This window comes from Paenibacillus assamensis DSM 18201 (assembly GCF_000422445.1).
GTDB classification, from domain to species: Bacteria; Bacillota; Bacilli; order Paenibacillales; family Paenibacillaceae; genus Paenibacillus_B; species Paenibacillus_B assamensis.
The window spans coordinates 19,164-39,677 of the sequence record NZ_AULU01000009.1 but is presented as its reverse complement, the minus strand read 5'-3'; the positions used below and the strand labels follow the sequence as shown (position 1 = coordinate 39,677).

General features: G+C 44.8%; 17 protein-coding genes. 16 read left to right on the top strand and 1 reads right to left on the bottom strand.

Annotated features, from left to right (window positions below; genetic code table 11):
- Positions 1–37: 37 nt before the first annotated feature.
- The 14 genes from H580_RS0104850 to argH all read left to right on the top strand — a co-directional run bounded on the left by H580_RS0104850 (position 38) and on the right by argH (position 16,972).
- Positions 38–799, top strand: a complete 762-nt coding sequence (locus H580_RS0104850) for a class I SAM-dependent methyltransferase (RefSeq protein ID WP_028593780.1) — start codon at positions 38–40, stop codon at positions 797–799.
- Between the two features lie 39 nt (positions 800–838).
- A complete protein-coding gene (locus H580_RS0104845; RefSeq protein ID WP_028593779.1) occupies positions 839–1,630 on the top strand; it encodes a GNAT family N-acetyltransferase in 792 nt (263 codons plus the stop codon).
- 102 nt (positions 1,631–1,732) lie between these two features.
- Positions 1,733–1,930, top strand: a complete 198-nt coding sequence (locus H580_RS0104840) for a cold shock domain-containing protein (protein ID WP_019424729.1) — start codon at positions 1,733–1,735, stop codon at positions 1,928–1,930.
- A gap of 422 nt (positions 1,931–2,352) precedes the next feature.
- Positions 2,353–2,910, top strand: a complete 558-nt coding sequence (gene hpf, locus H580_RS0104835; protein ID WP_028593778.1) for a ribosome hibernation-promoting factor, HPF/YfiA family — start codon at positions 2,353–2,355, stop codon at positions 2,908–2,910.
- Between the two features lie 270 nt (positions 2,911–3,180).
- Complete coding sequence (secA, locus tag H580_RS0104830) at positions 3,181–5,682, top strand: preprotein translocase subunit SecA (RefSeq protein ID WP_028593777.1); 2,502 nt, start codon at positions 3,181–3,183, stop codon at positions 5,680–5,682.
- Positions 5,683–5,851: 169 nt separating this feature from the next.
- A protein-coding gene (gene prfB / locus H580_RS0104825; protein WP_245583501.1) for a peptide chain release factor 2 occupies positions 5,852–6,968 on the top strand; the annotation gives its coding sequence in 2 pieces (ribosomal slippage) (positions 5,852–5,923 and positions 5,925–6,968; 1,116 coding nt in all).
- A gap of 201 nt (positions 6,969–7,169) precedes the next feature.
- Positions 7,170–8,063 carry a YitT family protein gene (locus tag H580_RS0104820; protein WP_028593775.1) on the top strand — a complete coding sequence of 298 codons (894 nt, stop codon included), beginning with the start codon at positions 7,170–7,172 and terminating at the stop codon, positions 8,061–8,063.
- A gap of 443 nt (positions 8,064–8,506) precedes the next feature.
- Positions 8,507–9,574: an N-acetyl-gamma-glutamyl-phosphate reductase gene (gene argC / locus H580_RS0104815; protein ID WP_028593774.1), complete on the top strand. Its 1,068-nt coding sequence runs from the start codon at positions 8,507–8,509 to the stop codon at positions 9,572–9,574.
- A 72-nt stretch (positions 9,575–9,646) separates the two neighbouring features.
- On the top strand, positions 9,647–10,933 hold the full coding sequence (gene argJ, locus H580_RS23420) for a bifunctional glutamate N-acetyltransferase/amino-acid acetyltransferase ArgJ (protein WP_084508959.1): 1,287 nt from the start codon (positions 9,647–9,649) through the stop codon (positions 10,931–10,933).
- 14 nt (positions 10,934–10,947) lie between these two features.
- Positions 10,948–11,769 carry an acetylglutamate kinase gene (argB, locus tag H580_RS0104805; RefSeq protein ID WP_028593773.1) on the top strand — a complete coding sequence of 274 codons (822 nt, stop codon included), beginning with the start codon at positions 10,948–10,950 and terminating at the stop codon, positions 11,767–11,769.
- Between the two features lie 42 nt (positions 11,770–11,811).
- Positions 11,812–13,017 (top strand): acetylornithine transaminase, encoded by a 1,206-nt coding sequence (locus tag H580_RS0104800; protein WP_028593772.1) that lies wholly within the window; start codon positions 11,812–11,814, stop codon positions 13,015–13,017.
- A 125-nt stretch (positions 13,018–13,142) separates the two neighbouring features.
- Entirely contained in the window at positions 13,143–14,090 is a 948-nt protein-coding gene (gene argF, locus H580_RS0104795; protein ID WP_028593771.1) for an ornithine carbamoyltransferase, read from the top strand.
- 45 nt (positions 14,091–14,135) lie between these two features.
- Complete coding sequence (locus tag H580_RS0104790; RefSeq protein WP_028593770.1) at positions 14,136–15,416, top strand: argininosuccinate synthase; 1,281 nt, start codon at positions 14,136–14,138, stop codon at positions 15,414–15,416.
- 107 nt (positions 15,417–15,523) lie between these two features.
- Entirely contained in the window at positions 15,524–16,972 is a 1,449-nt protein-coding gene (gene argH / locus H580_RS23415; protein ID WP_051217261.1) for an argininosuccinate lyase, read from the top strand.
- A 143-nt stretch (positions 16,973–17,115) separates the two neighbouring features.
- Here the strand turns inward: argH and H580_RS0104780 are convergent, their stop codons facing one another.
- Positions 17,116–18,555 (bottom strand): VanW family protein, encoded by a 1,440-nt coding sequence (locus H580_RS0104780; RefSeq protein ID WP_036604666.1) that lies wholly within the window; start codon positions 18,553–18,555, stop codon positions 17,116–17,118.
- A gap of 303 nt (positions 18,556–18,858) precedes the next feature.
- Between H580_RS0104780 and ftsE the strand changes: the two genes are divergently transcribed.
- Complete coding sequence (gene ftsE, locus H580_RS0104775; protein ID WP_028593768.1) at positions 18,859–19,545, top strand: cell division ATP-binding protein FtsE; 687 nt, start codon at positions 18,859–18,861, stop codon at positions 19,543–19,545.
- Entirely contained in the window at positions 19,535–20,452 is a 918-nt protein-coding gene (gene ftsX, locus H580_RS0104770) for a permease-like cell division protein FtsX (RefSeq protein ID WP_028593767.1), read from the top strand. Before ftsE ends, ftsX begins: the two co-directional genes overlap by 11 nt.
- Positions 20,453–20,514: the final 62 nt, after the last annotated feature.

Here is a 20,514-nt window from a genome sequence, read left to right as displayed (position 1 = left end):
TATAGCAAGCATATGTGTTTAGGAGGGGGGACGGCTGTTGGAAAGAATATATAAAGAGCATGTTCACATTGATCCAGAGAGTTTGAAAGACTTTTATAAAAAAAGAGCAGTAGATAAAATTTCTATTGATATAGATGCGCCGGTAGTGTTGTGTGGCGATAAAGATAAAAGCAAGATAGAGGCATGGACAAATTTTGAATTAGAACACCGATTTCCTTTGTTGGAGCTGGATGAGAATAGTGTTGTTCTTGAAGCAGGCTGTGGGACAGGTCGAATATCTAAGTATATAACTCCAATTGCAGATACTTTTGTCGGTTTAGATTATATAAAGGAATTCATCAATATCATACAACTGCGAGAGGATATAGAAAAAAAAGATACGACCTATTTTGTTCATTCTTCTATCCAAGAGTTTGTAGATGAAACTGTTTCGTTTCCTATTAAAAAGAAATTCAACCGCTTTGTCATATCAGGTGGTGTATTGATGTACATAAATGATGATGATGCCAAAGAAGTGATGAGTAAACTTGTTGAACGATTTGATGATGAGTGCTTGATCTATTTATCGGAGCCGATTGCATTGGATGGAAGGCTCACTCTGAATAAGTTTTATTCTGAAGACTTGGAGAATGAGTATAGTGCAATTTATAGAACAAAGGCAGAATATCAAGACATGTTTGAAGTCTGGTATAATGCAGGCTTTGAATTGAAGACTAACGAAGAGTTTTTCTATGAGGACATTAAAGCTCAGAAAGAAACAAAGCAATGGATGTTTGTTTTACAAAGAAAGAAGAAGTAGCCCGGATTTTTTGATATAACAAGAAAGGGGGGGGACGGAATGCTAATGCAATGTGATATGTCATGGAGAACCCCTGTGCTAGAGTATATTGGAGACGATTATTCTAAGTGTTTATACTTATATATAAATCTAAATAAATATGGATTTAATAATAGCAACTTTAATGTCTGGGTTAGTTTGGATGACAATGGTGAAATAAATGCATTGATGGCCAAATACTATACTGGCATCCATATTTATAGCCATCATGCTGCTTATGCGCTGGATGATATTGTAGAGTTTATTGGCGCCAATAACCCCTCCATTATTACAGGAACGGGACAAATTATTAACCATATTCAAGAGTATCTGCCAGAATATGAAGCTGAGTTTGGAAGTGTTGGACAAATAAAAAATGTCGTTAATCTTGATTCCAGCAATATCGAGATAGCTTCAATAGACGATATGTATGAAATTTCAAGGTTATTGATTGAAGATGAGGGGCTGGGAGGGCATTACGATGCTACTTTGCTAGAGCATCAATTAAAAGAGCGACATGCTGAAGGATTCGGTAGGAATTATGTGGTAAAGAGTAACGGAACTATTATTTCTCATTGTGCAACTTATGCGCAAACCAATCAATTAGGTGTGACTTCTGGGTTATTTACTAAACCGGAGGAAAGAGGCAAGGGGTACGCTTACTCGATTTATTGTAAACTTTGCTCAGATTTGCTGCGTGAAGGAAAAGAAGTGTTTGCTTATTATTACACCTTCCAAGCACATAAAATGCATGAAAAGGTGGGGTTTGAAATTGTGTCGAGTTGGGCGAAGTTGGTGAAAACATCGGACTAGAAACATATAACAATTTTTCATTGACACCGCTTCCACCTGGTGATATAGTCGATATTGTGAAGATAAACTTCACGGTACTTGAAGATGAAGGGATGTATAAAGATGCAAGGTAAAGTTAAATGGTTCAACGCAGAAAAAGGTTACGGTTTCATCGAAACAGCTGAAGGTAACGACGTGTTCGTTCACTTCTCCGCTATCCAAACTGATGGCTTCAAGACACTAGAAGAAGGTCAAGCAGTTGAGTTTGATATCGTGGAAGGCGCTCGCGGACCACAAGCAGCTAACGTAATCAAATTGTAATTATACCGGCAATTGCCGAATAATATATGATACGGTAGCTAAACCCTCTGACTTGTTCAGAGGGTTTTTCTGTCTATATTACATAGTAGTCGAACAACTTATCCTAGTTGGAATTGTATAGTATTGTTAGCCTTACTGTTGCTCTTTATACTCCTACTCCTCCTCAACATTTCACTCATTGGCACCCATTTTATCTGTATTAAGGTTAGGGTGTATTTCACTTGAAATATGCGGCTTCTTTCTGCAATTTCATAATACAGCACGTTTGATCATCTATGTTCATTAAGATGTCCTCTTATTGTTTCAATCCTCATTCAGAACGGGTACATGTAATGAAATAAAGTTCTTACAATCGTAAACGTTCTTTTGAAATCATGTGTGCCCATATGATATAATAGAGGTAAGCAAAGGAGGAGTGCCCTATGAATTACAGCATTCGAGGCCAACAGATTGAAGTTACTGACGCTCTCCGCGAGTATGTGGAGAAGAAGCTAAGCCGACTTGAACGCTATTTTGAAGCACCTACTTCTGACTTGAACGTAACGCTAAGCGTTACCCGTGATTTACACGGTGTTGAAGTCACAATTCCAATGCCAGGTTTACTATTGCGTGCGGAAGACCGCAGCAAAGACATGTATGCATCCGTTGATGCAGTAGTTGATAAGCTAGAGCGTCAAATACGCAAGCATAAGACCAAAGTAAACCGTAAGTTCCGCCAGCGTCATGACGGTGGATTGAAGCAATTGTTTACTGATGGGGATGCTGCACATTCAGCCGTACAAGTCCAGGAACAAGAGGATGAGCTAGAGCTCGTTCGAACGAAACGTTTCACACTGAAGCCGATGGATGTGGAGGAAGCGATTCTCCAGATGAATATGATTGGACATAATTTCTTTGTCTTCTCTAATGCTGACACGAAGGAAGTCAACGTCGTATATCGCCGCAATGACGGTCGCTACGGCCTCATTGAGCAAGGCTAATTGATAAGGCGCACTTTCTAATTATAAAGGACGACGTCCCTAATTTATGAAGATTAGAGCCTATTTCCCACAACGGAATGGGCTCTTTTCACGTATAATAGATTATAAGACTTATAGATCCCCGAGACGGGGCTGGGACGGTTGCGACAATCCCATGAAAATGTTACAATTTATTGCAAAACGAGTCAACGAACAAGTTCTCTGTTGCAGGCCTAATTTAGCAAGATAAGCCGTGAGAATACGTTCTGTTTTGCGTGAAAGGGGCTAACCATGCTAGGACTTGTGAAAAAAATATTCGGAGATGCCAATGAACGTGAAGTAAAACGGTTAATGAAGACCGTTGAGTTCATTAATGGCTTGGAACCGGAGTTCGAAAAATTAACGGATGAACAGGTTCGTGCGAAAACGGATGAGTTCCGTGCGCGTATCGAGAAAGGTGATTCATTGGATCAGCTTTTACCGGAAGCGTTCGCTACTGTTCGAGAAGCTGCGAAGCGTACCCTGGGTATGCGTCATTATGATGTACAGCTACTTGGTGGTATGGTACTTCATGAGGGCAAGATCGCGGAAATGAAAACGGGTGAAGGTAAAACGCTTGTTGGAACTTTGCCGGTTTATTTGAATGCGTTGGCAGGTAAAGGCGTGCACGTCGTTACAGTCAATGACTATTTGGCAACTCGTGATAGCGAGATTATGTCTCAGGTTTATAACTTTCTCGGGATGACAGTAGGTTTGAACTTGGCGAATATGGATCCTGATGATAAGCAGGAAGCATACGCTTGTGATATTACGTACGGAACGAACAATGAGTTCGGCTTCGATTATTTGCGTGACAACATGGTGTTGTATAAAGAACAAATGACTCAGCGTCCTTTGAACTTTGCGATCATCGATGAGGTAGACTCTATTTTGGTCGATGAAGCACGTACACCACTTATTATTTCGGGACAGGCTGCAAAGTCTGCTGAATTATACTTTGGAGCAGATCGCTTTATCCGTCGCTTGGTGGAGGAAGACTACTCCATCGATGTGAAGACGCGTCAGGTGTCTCTTACAGAGGCTGGTGTGGCGAAGGCTGAAAAAGCTTTTGGTATCGAAAATATGTACGATGTGAAGAATGTAACGCTAAATCATCATATTCAGCAAGCACTTCGTGCGCATTATATTATGCGTCTTGATGTAGACTATGTAGTTAATGATGGCGAGATTGTTATCGTCGATGAGTTTACAGGACGTATGATGGCTGGACGTCGTTACAGCGATGGCTTGCACCAAGCGATTGAGGCGAAGGAAGGAATGGAAGTTCAGAACGAGAGCATGACTCTTGCTACGATCACATTCCAGAACTACTTCCGTATGTATCGCAAGTTGGCGGGTATGACAGGTACAGCGAAAACAGAAGAAGAAGAATTCAAGAGCATTTACGGTCTTGAAGTTATTCAGATTCCAACGAATAAAACGAATCAACGTAAAGATATACCGGATGTCGTTTACAAGTCAGTTAACGGCAAGTTTAAGGCTGCGGTTGAGCAAATCGTTGAATGTAACAAGAAGGGACAGCCAGTACTAGTAGGTACGGTTTCCATTGAAAATTCAGAGCGCTTATCTGACATGCTCCGTAAGAAAGGTATTCAGCATAAAGTGTTGAATGCCAAGTTCCATGCGGAAGAGGCAGAAATTATTTCTCGTGCAGGTCAGCCGAACTCCGTTACAATTGCCACGAACATGGCAGGCCGTGGTACGGACATCTTGCTAGGCGAAGGTGTCGCTGAAAAGGGTGGTCTGCACATTATCGGTACAGAGCGTCATGAAAGCCGTCGTATCGATAATCAGTTGCGTGGTCGTGCTGGACGTCAAGGTGACCCAGGTTCTTCTCAGTTCTACTTGTCTCTTGAAGACGAGCTAATGCGCCGTTTCGGTGCTGATAACATTATGGCAATGATGGAGCGTATGGGCTTTGAAGAAGATCAGCCGATCGAGTCGAAGTTGATTACGAAGGCTGTTGAGTCCGCACAGAAGCGTGTTGAAGGTAACAACTTCGATATGCGTAAAGTCGTTCTTCAATATGACGATGTGATGAACCAACAGCGTGAGATCATCTACAAGCAGCGTCGTGAGGTGCTAGAAGCAGAGAATATCCGCCAAATCGTTATGGATATGATTTCACCTTGTGTCGATCGTATTGTAGAAGCACATTGTAACGATGAAGAAGTTCCAGAGAACTGGGACTACGAAGAAATTGTGAAATATATGCACCTTCATTTGCTTGAGGATGGTTCAGTTACGAAGGACGATCTTTGGGGCAAAGAGAAAGAGGAGATTAAAGAGTTCCTCTTCAAGAAAGTTGAAGCTAAATATATTGAGCGCGAAGAAACGATGGGCGAAGAGCTTGTGCGTGAATTCGAGAAAGTTATCGTGCTACGTGCGGTAGATTCGAAGTGGATGGATCACATTGATGCGATGGATCACCTTCGTCAAGGTATTCATCTTCGTGCATACGGCGGTACAGATCCGCTTCGTGAATATCAATTTGAGGGTTACGAAATGTTCCATCAAATGATTGCAGCGATTCAGGAAGAAGTATCGACACTCGTGATGAAGTCTCAAGTAGAGCAAAAAGTAGAGCGTCAAGCTGTCATTGATGAGAGTAAAATCTCTACGAATGCTGAACCTGGCGTGAAGCGTCCTGTACAAAAGGACGAAGAAGTTGGACGTAATGACGCTTGTCCTTGCGGCAGCGGCAAGAAATATAAACAGTGCCACGGTAAGTAAGTGACGTGCAATGACTAGTCTGAGAGCGGATAGCCTTCATATGTAGGCAGAAGTTTAATTGACTGGTGTGCGTTACGATTCTTACTAGAGGTATAACTGTATGTAGCAACGGGCAGCCGCATTGGGTGCCCGTTGTTATGTGCATAAATATTTAGTGAGGTGAATTATGATGATCGATCCAAATGTCCGTCATCAACTGCGAGATATCGCATCCAAGCTCACAAATCTTAGGGGGTCTCTTTGACTTAGACCTTAAGTTGGAGCAGATTGCGAACTATGAAGAAAAAATGGCTGCACCTGACTTTTGGGACGATAACGAACGTGCGCAAGGCCTGATTGCTGAACTTAACGGTGTGAAAGGCATTGCTGACCAATATCAGGCTTTGTCTCAGGAACATGAAGACGTAGCTATGATGCTGGAGTTGGCCGAGGAAGAACAGGATCAATCGCTTGCGACTGAGTTGGAATCCTCAGTAAAGCAACTGCTTGATAAGGTAGAAAGCTTTGAGCTGCAATTGTTATTGAGCGAGCCATATGATAAATTTAATGCAATTCTAGAGTTGCATCCCGGAGCTGGTGGTACGGAGTCTCAAGATTGGGGACAAATGCTACTGCGTATGTACACGAGATGGGCAGAGAAGCGTGGCTTTAAGGTTGAAGTCGTTGATTATTTGCCTGGCGACGAAGCGGGAATTAAGAGTGTTACACTTCTCATCAAAGGCTTTAATGCTTACGGGTATTTGAAAGCAGAGAAGGGTGTTCATCGACTCGTTCGTATATCGCCATTTGACTCCTCTGGACGTCGACATACATCGTTCGTTTCCTGTGATGTTGTACCTGAGATTACGGATGATACAACGGTAGAAATTCGTACAGAAGATTTGAAGGTCGATACGTACCGTGCAAGTGGTGCGGGTGGACAGCACATCAATACAACAGACTCTGCGGTAAGGATTACGCATATCCCTACTGGTGTCGTTGTTACCTGTCAAACAGAACGTTCTCAGATCAAGAACCGTGAACGTGCGATGACGCATCTTCGCTCCAAACTCGTTGAGCGGAAGATCGAAGAGCAGCAGAAGCATCTGGCGGAAATACGTGGAGAGCAAATGGAGATTGGCTGGGGCAGTCAAATCCGTTCTTACGTATTCCACCCGTATAGCATGGTCAAAGACCACCGCACATCAGCGGAAACTGGCAATGTCGGCGCCGTCATGGATGGTGACCTCGACATGTTCATTGAAGCCTATTTGCGCACTAGGATTGTATCTTCTTCGGAAAGCTAATAGTAACTTTAAAATGAACCTGCGCCGACATTGTCGGGGCAGGTTTTTTTTGTATGCTTGAACGCTGTACCTTAACAAAGAATGCTCATTGAATAGATGCGCATACTACATGTGAAGTGGGCCGTATCGGTATATTTTGAGATATGACATGTTGAGGTGTGAAAATGTAAGCAGTATTATAAAAGAGGAGAATGTATACTTATGTCATCTTGGTCATTAAAGCGTGAACGACGAGGAGCTCCGCTATTTCCGGTCAATCACCCGATTCGTGTTGTGTTAGATTACGGATTAATCTTGTTCGGAGCCTTCATTATGGGTATTACATTCAATATGTTTCAATTGCCGAATAAGATTGCTTCCGGAGGTATTTCTGGATTGTCGATCGTCTTGGAAGAAGTATTTGGATGGGTGCCAGCAATCACTCAGTATGCATTTAACATCCCGCTCTTTATTTTAGGTGTCATGTTGCTAGGCAAGCAATTTGGTATTCGAACATTGATCGGCTCAATCGCTATGCCATCATTCATTTTTTTAACCTCAGATTTGCCGGCTGCTACATATAATCCATTGCTGGCTTCGATTTTTGGTGGTATCGGAATTGGTCTTGGTCTTGGACTTGTGTTCCATGGTCGTGGCTCAACAGGCGGGAATGCAATTACGGCTCAACTTATTCATACGTATCTAGGTGTCAGCAGGCCGCTCGCAATCGCGATGTGTGATGGGATCGTCATTATTTTGGCGGGCGTATTATTGTCGTTTGAGGATGCAATGTATGCCCTGATTGGTTTGTTTGTCATGAGCAAGACACTTGATGTCGTGCAAGTCGGATTCAGCTATACGAAAGTAGCATTTATCATTACGGATAAGACAGATGAGATGAGCAGTGCGATCTTGAAGGACTTAAACCGTGGTTTGACGAAGTTGCAGGGTGAAGGTGGCTATACCGGTGAAGGACGTATTGTGCTAATGGTAGTAGTCGGCCAAACGGAAGTCATTAAGCTCAAGCAGCTTGTGCAGAGTGTTGATGCAAATGCATTTGTTATTATAAGCGATACAAATGAAGTGTTAGGTGAGGGCTTTAAAATTCCAGCATAAAATGATGCGTGAGGTAGGGGCTTACCTATTTTGACCCCAAAAGAATACTACTAATGCAATTGTTGTATTGTTGGACTACGTAGGACCGTGCAGACGGTCCTTTTTTAATGCTCATTTTTAAAATGAGGCTAGTTGGATAAGAGAGATTCACTTTTTATGTTATACATTATTCATACATAAATGAATAATGTGCATTCATAAATAAAAATTTTATAGAAATTATGAATTCGTAAAAACGCTGTTACATAAGGGTTTTGTTTTGCTTTTCGTCTGTTTTTACTCATTTTATACGACAAGCTGAGCAAAAAAGTTGTTGTATCTATATAACATAGTAAGTATAATAATGCATAACTTCTAAATCGGTAATACATAGTTGAATAGATACTTATTTGGAGCCAGCGGGCGGTTGGATTCCAGAGTGTCAAATGGAGGGAGAGAGGTAGTTGCATACAACAGAGCAAGTTCAATCAAAAGTGAAAGTTGCAATTGTCGGTTCGACAGGGTACGGGGGTGTCGAGCTTATTCGATTTTTGGTCCATCATCTAGGAGTAGAAATTACATCAGTAATCTCAGCATCGAGCGCAGGAGAATCGATTGCGGCGGGCTATCCGCATTTGAATCAAATTTTGATGAATACGTTGGACGGTGTTGATCCCGTTGAAATAAAAACAAAGGCAGATGTTGTATTTACGGCTACGCCTTCTGGTGTGAGTACAAAGTTGGTACCACAGCTGCTGGCTGTCGGGCTGAAAGTAATTGATCTATCAGGAGACTTCCGATTAAAAAATGGTGGGCAATATGAGCAGTGGTATAAACATGAGCCAGCATCCAATGAATTGTTGAACGCTGCTGTGTATGGACTATGTGAATGGTACGGTAACGATGTGGTAGGCTCTTCTTTTATTTCCAATCCTGGCTGTTATCCTACCGCGACGCTGTTAGGGCTTGGGCCGGCTCTTCAGGCAGGCTGGATTGATGCAGATTCTATCATTATTGATGGGAAATCAGGTGTATCGGGTGCAGGGCGGGGAGTTAGCTTGACCAGCCATTATGCGGAGATTAATGAGAATCTCAAAGCATATAAAGTTAATCGACATCAGCACATTCCTGAGATTGAGCAAGTGTTGCAAGATGTGCATGGGCAGCCAGTGACGGTTACGTTCACAACGCATTTGACGCCGATGACGCGTGGAATTATGTGCACCATGTATGCCAAATTGAACGGCAGCTATACCGATCAAGACTTTGTGCAATTGTACAGTGAGCATTATGCGGGTCGTCCGTTCGTTCGAGTCCGTCCAGAGGGCACTTGGCCCGCAACGAAGGAAGTGTACGGCTCTAACTATTGCGATATTGGCTTTAGCGTAGATAAGCGCACGCAGAGAGTAACCATTATTAGCGTCATTGATAATGTGGTGAAAGGTGCGGCTGGGCAGGCCATTCAGAACTTGAACGTAATGATGGGCTGGGATGAAACAACAGGACTGTCCTATGTACCTGTTTATCCGTAATCGTTAGATCGATACGGACCAGTATCCATTAGATATAAAGCAGTTGGATATAGAGTAGGCGGAGGGATAGCTATGACGAGTAAGGCGATATCTGAGTCGGCAACGGTTGCCGATGGTGCAGATCAGAGTGGGAGCGGGCAACAGCCATTTGCAGTTGTAGACGGCTCGATTACAAGCCCGGCGGGGTTCCGGGCAGCAGGTCTTCATTGTGGATTGAAAAAGACGAGCCGCAACGACATCGGCGCGATCGTGTGCGATGTTCCTGCAACGGCGGCAGCTGTGTACACGCTGAACGCGTTCCAAGCGGCGCCGCTTCACGTGACACGTGCAAGCTTAGCGGCGGAAGGTAAGCTTAGCGCCGTCATCGTCAACAGCGGCAACGCGAATGCCTGCACAGGTGTGCAAGGTGAGGAGGACGCGTACCGAATGCGCGATGCCTTCGCCGAGCAGCTCGGCGTGCCCGCGCATCAAGTAGCGGTAGCCTCGACAGGCGTCATCGGCGAGCCGCTGAAGATGGATTGCGTAGAGCGCGGCATTGCGGCGCTCCCAGCTGAGCTTAGCTCGGCGCGAGACGGTGCCGAGCAATTTTGCCAGGCGATACTAACCACCGACCTCGTGAAGAAGGAAGTATGTGTAACGGTTCAGGTCGACGGCCAGTTGGTGACAATCGCAGGCGCAGCCAAAGGCTCGGGCATGATCCATCCGAACATGGCGACAATGCTTGGCTTTGTTACGACAGATGCGGTCGTGTCGTCGGACGTACTTCATGTTCTACTCAAGCAGACGACGGATGCAACGTACAACATGATTACCGTCGATGGCGATACAAGCACCAATGATATGCTGGTCGTTATGGCAAGTGGGGTGGCAGGCAATCAGCCGCTGCATGCCGAGCATCCAGATTGGTCTTCCTTTGCGGCAGCTTTCCACTATGTGAACGAAGTATTGGCTAAAGCCATCGCTCGTGACGGAGAGGGAGCAACGAAGCTGATCGAAGTCCGGGTTAACGGGGCGGTGCATGATCAAGCCGCTCGCGCCATTGCGAAAAGTGTGGTCGGCAGCAGTCTTGTAAAGTCAGCTGTGTTTGGAGCTGATGCGAACTGGGGCCGCGTTATTGCGGCTGTCGGGTACTCAGGTGAAGCGGTGAACACGGATTCCGTAGATATTTTCCTAGGACCGATCCCTGTATTGAAACAGTCTACTCCCGTTGTGTTTGACGAGGAACAGGCGTTGGTTTATTTGAAGGAAGATACGATCGTATTTATGATTGATCTCCATATGGGGCAAGGAAGTGCAACTGCATGGGGTTGTGATCTCACATATGATTATGTCCGTATTAACGCGGCATATCGAACATAGAGAGGAGAAGTCGTATGGGACATTCAGCAGGGAAGTTGAGGCGATTCGTGATGAAGTGCGGGGGCAGCACACTTGCTGATTTGCCCGACAGCTTCTACGAACAATTAAGAGAGGTACAGCAATCGGGAACGATGCCGATTATTGTGCATGGTGGAGGCCCTGCCATTTCAGAGACGCTGAGCAAGCTTGGTATTGAGACGGAATTCGTCAATGGCTTGCGCAAGACGAGTGAAGAAGTACTCGATGTGGTAGAAATGGTACTAGCCGGCAGTATGAACAAGCAAATCGTGCGCAGACTGAACCGACTAGGTGCAAGCTCTATTGGGTTATCTGGCACAGATGGAGGGCTAATTGTGGCCCAGCCTGTCTCGAACGCAGCTGAAATTGGTTTTGTTGGCGATGTGGTTGGTGTGCAAGCAGAAATCATTAACGGCATTATTGAAATGGGATATATGCCAGTTGTTGCACCGATCGGAATTGATGCGGCAGGCCAGCGCTATAACATCAATGCTGATACAGCGGCGGGTGCGGTGGCAGACCATCTAGGTGTGCAGCAGCTCCTAGTCATTACGGATGTGCCGGGTATTATGCGAGTTGTGGATGGAGAGAAGCAAGTGCTTCCTGTCGTTACGACAGAGGAGATCGAAGCCATGATTACTAGTGGTGAAATATACGGAGGTATGATCCCGAAGGTGCGAGCGGCTATGAAGTGTATGGAAGGCGGCGTAGCTGAAGTAATTATCGCGCATGGGACAGAGCCGAATGTGATTCGAAAATTAGCAGTGGGAGAAGCGATCGGTACTAGAATTGTACGTGAATCCGTTTCTATCGTATAGAATTCGTAGTAATTCGTACTTTCAATTAGGGAGGGATAGTCGATGAGCAATAATATGATAGGCGTATCCAACAATAGTTCTTTATTTCCTACATATAACCGTTACCCGATTACGCTTGTAAAAGGGGAAGGCAGCAGACTGTGGGATGAGAACGGGCGAGAATATTTGGACTTTATGAGCGGGCTTGCTGTAACAAATCTTGGTCATGTACCTGAACAGGTCAAAGCACGTCTGACCGAACAGTTGGATGCGTTGTGGCATGTCTCGAACTTGTTTCATATCCCGCAGCAAGAACAGGCGGCAAAGCTGCTAACCGAGCACAGCTGTGCGGATGCCGTGTTCTTCTGCAACAGTGGTGCTGAAGCGAATGAGGCGGCAATCAAACTTGCTCGTCGCTATCACCAAAAAATTGCGAATACAGGACGCTATGAAGTGATTACGTTTGAACAGTCGTTCCATGGACGGACATTGGCAACGCTGACAGCGACAGGTCAAGACAAGGTGAAGGATGGTTTCACACCGTTACCTGAGGGATTCCGCTATGCACCTTATAACGACATCCAAGCGCTTGAAGCAGCGATCACGGATAAAACATGCGCTATCATGCTGGAAATGGTGCAAGCAGAAGGTGGCGTTATTCCGATTACAGCTGAGTTTGCTGAAGGTGTGGCCAATCTATGTACTGTGCATGGGCTGCTGCTCATTATTGACGAGGTGCAGACAGGAGTCGGACGTACAGGACGCTGGTTTGCCCATGAGCATTTTGGATTGAAACCAGATATTTTTACAGTAGCTAAAGGATTGGGCAGTGGATTCCCAGTTGGAGCAATGTTAGCGAAGCAATATTTACGCGATGCATTTGGTCCTGGTACCCATGGTACGACGTTTGGTGGAACACCAATTGCTATGGCAGCCGTTCTCGGTACATTAGAAACGCATATTGAAGAGCGCATTCCAGAACGAGTAGCTGAGATCAGTAGTTATTTATTGGCGCAGCTTCATCAGAAACTGGGTGCACATCCGAAGGTGAAAGTAATTCGGGGAATGGGGCTTATCGTCGGTATTGAATACGATGGTGCGGCAGGAGAAATGATTGCTCAAATGCACCAAGAAGGATTGTTAGTGGTACCTGCGGGTCCGAATGTGATTCGACTGCTGCCAAGTTTGCGTGTCACGAAAGAAGAAATCAATGCAGCTGTAGCAATCATAGAACGTGTACTGACAGAGCAACCAGCTCAAGTCGGTTAGTTGCATGTAATCAGAGCAGCCTAGCTGTGAAAAAAGGATAGAATGACTTAGCAAGTTGGCTCTACGCCAGCTATAAAAATATAGATGAAGCCACAGAAATGGTTTGAAACGGAGGCATAAGCCCTATGACAACGACTCAATTGGACTTGAAAGGGCGGGATTTTGTCGCTCTTGCAGATTATACACAAGAAGAAATATATGCCTTGATACATGATGCTATTGAACTGAAGCAGCTGCAAAAGGCGGGTACACCGTCCCAGCCTCTTAAAGGCAAATCACTTGCGATGATATTCGAAAAGTCTTCCACTCGGACACGGGTATCCTTTGAAGTGGGAATGTTCCAGTTAGGTGGAACGGCGTTGTTTTTGAGTAAAAATGATATCCAAATTGGTCGTGGCGAAACGATTTCCGATACGGCGCAAACCTTGTCACGTTATGTGGACGGCATTATGATTCGTACATTTGCGCACAGCACCGTTATTGATTTAGCACGCAGTGCAACCGTTCCGGTTATTAACGGATTGTCTGATTTGAATCACCCGTGTCAAGCGTTAGCTGACTATATGACTGCTTATGAGAAGAAGGGCAAATTGGAAGGGCTGAAGATTGCTTATATCGGTGATGGCAACAATATGGCACATTCACTTATGATGGGTGCTGCTAAGTTGGGTATGCACATCGCAGTAGCAACACCAGAAGGTTATGGGCCGGATTCGGATGTGATTAAACAGTCCAAAGAACAAGCTGAACTTTACGGAGCAGCGATAACGTTGACGAGCGATCCACAGGAAGCGGCAGCGGATGCAGATTTTATTTACACTGATGTATGGGCGAGTATGGGCTTTGAGTCTGAACAAGAGAAGCGCGAAAAAGCATTCAAGAACTTTCAAGTGAATGAGTCACTTGTGAAATATGCAAAGTCAGATTATTTGTTCATGCATTGTTTGCCTGCTCATCGTGGGGAAGAAGTGAGTGAGGGTATCATCGATGGCCCGCATTCTGTAGTGTTTGATGAAGCTGAAAATCGACTGCATGCACAAAAAGCGATTATGGCCGCTATTATGCGCGACTAGTATTTCTATAGACTTTGTAGTGGACGTTTGAGAGGAGCGGGAACGATGGCGAAGGAGAAAATAGTGCTGGCCTACTCTGGTGGGTTGGATACATCCGTTATTTTGAAGTGGTTGAAAGAAACGTATGATGCTGAAATTATCGCTTTTACTGCAGATATTGGGCAAAAAGAAGAGTTGGATGGCTTAGAGGAGAAGGCACTAGCGACAGGTGCTTCTAAAGTATATATCGATGATTTGCGCGATGAGTTCGCGAGCGATTTCATTCAACCGATGTTCCAAGCAGGTGCTCTTTATGAGGGACAATACTTGCTAGGAACGAGTATTGCTCGCCCACTTATTGCAAAGCGTATGGTTGAGATTGCCCGTGCAGAAGGAGCCACTGCTATTGCGCATGGCGCGACTGGCAAAGGGAATGACCAAGTGCGTTTTGAGCTTACTGCGGCTGCACTTGCGCCAGAAATTAAAGTAATTGCCCCTTGGCGTTCTGAAGCTTTCCGGGAGCAGTTCCCGGGCCGTGCTGAAATGATCGCTTATGCGGAGAAACATGGCATTCCTGTGCAAGCTTCTGCTGCGAAGCCTTATTCCATGGACCGTAACTTGCTTCATATTAGCTTCGAAAGCGGCATTTTAGAGGACCCTTGGTTCGACCCAAGTTCGGATGAGAACAAGGAAATGTTCGTATTGAGTGTATCTCCGGAAGATGCGCCAGATACGGCTGAATATGTTGAACTATCATTTGAACAGGGGAATTGCGTTGCGATCAATGGTGCTGCTCTTACGCCACTGCAAGTAATGGAGAAATTGAATGAACTCGGCGGCAAGCATGGCGTTGGTCGTGTGGATATGGTTGAAAATCGCTTCGTAGGCATGAAGAGTCGCGGAGTGTATGAGACGCCGGGCGGAACGATTTTATTTACGGCTCATCGTAAGATGGAGTCGTTGACGATGGATCGCGAAGTAATGCATTTGCGTGATTCATTAATTGCGAAATATAGCAATATCGTTTATAACGGTTTTTGGTTTGCGCCAGAGCGCTTGGCTATTCAAGCATTGGTGCAAGAAAGTCAGAAAAACGTTACAGGTACGGTGCGTTTGAAGCTTTATAAAGGAAATGTGATTGGTGCTGGGGTTAAGAGTCCAGTCAGCCTTTATAATCCAGATATTGCAACGATGGAAGCTGATCCGACGCAGGCTTACGATCAGAATGATGCAACTGGCTTTATTCAGTTGAATGCATTGCGCTTGAAAGTATCTGCTGGAGTGCACGGTGCGAACTTGACGGCAGCAGTTCCAAAGCAATCGGCTGAAGCGGTATACACGAATTGAGCATTATACGGACCGTAACTCGTAACGATATGTGATATGTATTGTAGGAGAGCATACCATTCGGATTCGGATGTAGACAGATATTCTCATGGGCAGGAGGGGACAGTGTGAGTAAGCTTTGGGGCGGACGTTTTACGAAGCAGACGGATGAACTGGTGGAACAATATACGGCATCGATTACGTTCGATAAGAAGATGGCTGAAGAAGATATACAAGGCAGTCTCGCTCATATTACGATGCTCGGTCGCTGCGGAATCGTGCCGCAGCAGGATGCGGATCGCATCAAGGATGGGCTGCTGCAAGTGCTGGCACTAATTCAAGCAGGTGAGATGGAGTACTCGGTGTCGGATGAAGATATTCATATGAATATCGAGAAGAAGCTGATTGAGCTGATCGGACCTGTTGGGGGCAAGCTGCATACAGGTCGCAGCCGCAACGACCAGGTTGCTACGGATATGCATCTTTATTTGCGCAAGCATGTTGTTCAATTCGTTGAGTTGTTAGGCGATGTACAAGAAGCGCTAATCGCACAGGCGAAGGAGAATGTGGACACCATTATTCCGGGTTATACACATCTCCAGCGTGCGCAGCCAATTCTATTTGCACATCATCTATTGGCTTATGTATCCATGTTTGAACGTGATATTGAGCGATTGAAAGACAGTTACAAGCGTATCAACACGCTGCCATTAGGCGCAGGGGCCTTGGCGGGGACGACATTCCCGATTGACCGCCATTTTGTTGCTGAGCAGCTTGGATTCGAGCGTATTTACGAGAACAGTCTAGATGCGGTCAGCGATAGAGACTTCATTGTGGAGTTTCTAGCCAATGCTTCGCTTATTATGACGCACTTATCGCGATTGTGTGAAGAGCTTGTACTGTGGTCCAGTACAGAGTTTCAATTCATTGAATTGGATGATGCTTTCTGCACGGGATCTAGCATTATGCCGCAGAAGAAGAACCCAGACGTACCCGAGCTTGTACGAGGCAAGACAGGACGTGTATATGGCAATCTTATCGGTATGTTGACGGTACTAAAGGCACTTCCGCTAGCTTATAACAAAGATATGCAGGAAGACAAAGAGGGCATGTTTGATACGGTTGCAACGTTGGATGGTGCATTGCGTCTGTTTGCTCCAATGATTGCTACGATGAAAGTAAACCGTGGCCGCATGCGTCAAGCGGTTAACCAAGACTTCTCAAACGCGACGGATATTGCAGATTTTCTTGTGAACAAGGGTTTGCCTTTCCGCCAAGCGCATGAAGTTATTGGCAAGTCGGTGCTGTATTGTATTCAAAAAGGCGTTTACTTGCTGGACTTGTCGCTTGAGGAATTCCAGCAGTTCTCTCCGTTGTTCGATGAGAAGATTTATAATGTACTGCAGCCTGAGCAGGTCGTGAATGCACGAAATGTTTACGGCGGAACGGCTAAGCCGCAAGTGGAAGCGGCGATTGTTCGTGCAATGGAGGCTTTGCAAGTTACGATTGCTTGGAGTGAGCAGAAGCAAGCTGAAGCAGTTGCAGCCCAAGTTCAACCCGTGACTGCAAAGGGATGAGGTACAGAATTTAATCAGCATTATGCTTAGGGTTAGGTAACTAATTCAAGGGCAGCATGATGCTCACTAGAAACAGCACGCGTTAATAGCGTCCCGTGAGGCGCTAACGCGTGCTGTTTCGTTTATTTTAGAAAAGCTTCTCTTTATCTGCCTTGATCAAAGTTTGGACCATGTAAGCCATCTTCTACAATTGGCTTGCGCTCTTCTGTCTTTTCACGTTCAGGCGTGCCTCCATTATTGACAGCAATTAAGGAAGGCTGTGGTTTGTATGTATCTAACGAAACTCGTTCACGTGATACTTCTTTACCGTCTACGAGCTTTAAACGGTAGGTCTCGACTTGGAAGCCGTTCTTTCCAGGCTGTAGCAATTCTTGTGTTCCGGGTGTAAGTTGATTATTCCGTACGTATTTGACATCTGGTTTCATGATTTTAATCGTTTTCGTCTCCATTTTGTACTGTACGTTTGAATCCATCGTTCCAAAGAGCTTAATCGTGAGCCGCTCCTCTTCTGTTGCTGTTCGAATAAGTAGGTGTTTACCAGTCGTATTTTTAAACTTGAAATTAATATATCCTTGTGAAAAAGTGGCGTCTAATCCTAGTGGAATATATTTCACAGGTAAGGAATGGTTTCTGCGTTCTACGATGTGGAGCCCTGAACGTAGTACAGCATTGTACAGCGTGCTCGAAACTTGGCAGATTCCGCCGCCCACCCCCGGTACTAATTTTCCATTGAAGATGACGGGGGCTTCCTTAAAGCCATGTTGTCGTTCGGTGTCAACAATAATGCGATCATAGTCAAAAATGTCACCGGGCTTGAGTATCATATTGTTAATCGTTTGAGCCGCTGCTTTGACGTTATGGGTTCTTCCGTCTTCTTCTTGAACAAAAGTTGTCGAGAACTCCATAATTTTGCGTTCGATCCCTTCTGCTTGTAGGGAGCGAAGGGTAACAGGTGCGTCATATCGCTGAAGCGGTACCTCTACCATGACAGAATGGGTTGTGGTCCATTGAGCTGGTAAGGCAGCCCGAATGGTTTGCTCCATCTGTATTCGGTCGAGGCGATAAACAGGCATATCTGCTTTGTACTCAATCGTATCGCTTGCTGTGATGATTCGCTCAGCAGAGATAGGTGTACCAAATGCTTTTGATTCCCATTGTGGAGTGAATCTTTTTCTCCAAATAGACTGCTCCCAATCAAATGTTAGCGACCACTTTTCTTGGAAGTGTACTCGTTTGTGTATTTTCTGCCATAAAGAACCTTGCTGTAATTGCTTAAGCTGCTCCACGAGTGCTGCAGCTTGATAACGTACGCCAATATCTGCAAGCGTGGTCCGAACGGGAGGGAGCTTAGCGGCATCGAAAGTGAATACAATCGGCCTTTGCTCGAGTTTGCGTACTCGTTCAGCTAGTTGTTGCTCGAATGTTGGGATATCCATTCCACTGATTAGCCAGCCGGATAACTGCACATGTGCGGGGATGGTATTAGATTGTGTATAACGTTCAGCCCAGTACCATAAGGCAGCGCACGAAAGGACGAAAAGAAGTGAAATACCAACTATCCATGCATACCATTTTTTTAGCATAGGAAGCTACCCCCTGTCCATCAAGGTCGTCTTCCCCATCTTATGCGGATAAGCTGTGAATATTTCCATATCGATTAAAGCCATTTAGAACTATTATAAGTCTATTTAAATAAGGGTGATTATTCCATTTATATCGATTTATTTGGCTAATGTTGGACATGTTAAGACATTTTCCCGGGAAATAATGAATTTCTTACCTGTCAACTGCAAAATGGTGTAGAAATTGTAATAATTGAAGAGGATTTAGCGGCCTAGTGTCGAATATATAAGGGCTGATCTTATACACATAGGAAGTGATAACTTTTGATTGAGATGCAAGATATTTGGAAGACCTATACGAACGGCTCGCATGCATTGCGCGGCGTCAATGTCCTCATTGACAAAGATGAGTTCGTATACCTAGTTGGTCCATCAGGAGCGGGTAAATCTACATTTATGAAGTTAATTTATAGAGAAGAAGTGCCTACGAAGGGCCAGCTCTTCGTAAATGGATTTAACATTGGGAAATTGAAGCAGCGCAAAATTCCATATGTACGCCGCAATATCGGCGTCATTTTCCAAGATTTCAGATTGCTTCCGAAGCTGACGGCATATGAAAATGTCGCATTTGCGATGGAGGTTATTGAAGCCCCTAAGAAAGTGATTAAACGTCGTGTCCCAGAAGTGCTGGAATTGGTTGGTTTGAAGCAGAAGATGAACTGCTTGCCATCTCAGCTTTCAGGTGGAGAGCAGCAGCGTGTAGCGATTGCACGTGCGATCGTTAATAATCCTGCAGTACTTGTGGCGGATGAGCCTACAGGGAACTTGGATCCTGAAACATCGTGGGAGATTATGAAACTGTTAGAAGAGATTAATTATCGAGGCACTACCATTATTATGGCAACGCATAACAAAGACATCGTCAACCGAATACGGCGTCGTGTCATTGCGATTGAAGAAGGTACGATTGTGCGCGATGAGGTTCGGGGGGATTACGGTTATGACACTTAATACAATATCCCGCCATCTTAGAGAAGGAAGCAAAAGCATTGTGCGCAACGGCTGGATGTCAGTTGCTTCTATAAGTTCTATCGTTATTTCATTGTTTATTTTAGGTGTATTTATTCTATTGTCATTTAACTTGAACCATTTGATGAGTCAGGTTGATAGTAAGATTACGATAAGTGTATATCTAAAAGTCGGAACATCTAAAGAACAAGTTGATCTGCTGGAAACCGACATCGGAAATATGTCGGAAGTGAGCCAAGTGACACTTATCCCTAAAGCAGAGGGGTTGAAGATTCTAGAGAAGAAGCTTGGCGATAAAGGAAAGGATCTTGTTAAAGGATATACGCCTGAGACGAATCCACTTCCTGATTCATTCACCGTTGAGGTATACAAGCCAGAGACGGTTCCGATGGTAGCGAAGAAGATTCAAGCTCTGAACGAAACGAATAAGGACAAGCCTATCGATATTGTTAACTATGGACAAGGTCATGTAGAGAAACTATTCAAACTGACAGAGATGATCCGTAACTTTGGCTTAATTCTTGTTATCGGATTAGGCTTCACGGCTATGTTCTTAATTGCGAACACGATCAAGATTACGATTATGGCGCGTCAGCGTGAGATTAGCATCATGAAAATGGTAGGTGCAACAAACTCATTTATCCGCTGGCCGTTCTTTGTTGAAGGTGCATTGATTGGACTTATAGGCTCTGTTGTAACGATTGCTATTTTATTCTTAGCTTACAACCAGTTGTTTGCACTTACGGCGAATACGATGGGCATTCAGTTTATAGATATGCTGCCTTTGAGCGACATTTGGGTGTTTGCATTTGGTAGCTTGCTGGCTTTAGGAATTTTGATCGGAGTATGGGGAAGTACCATTTCGATTCGCAAGTTCTTGAAAGTGTAAGCTGGATTCAATCCTACAGCGGATATAGCTTGGACAATCGTTATATCGATGTAATGGAAAGA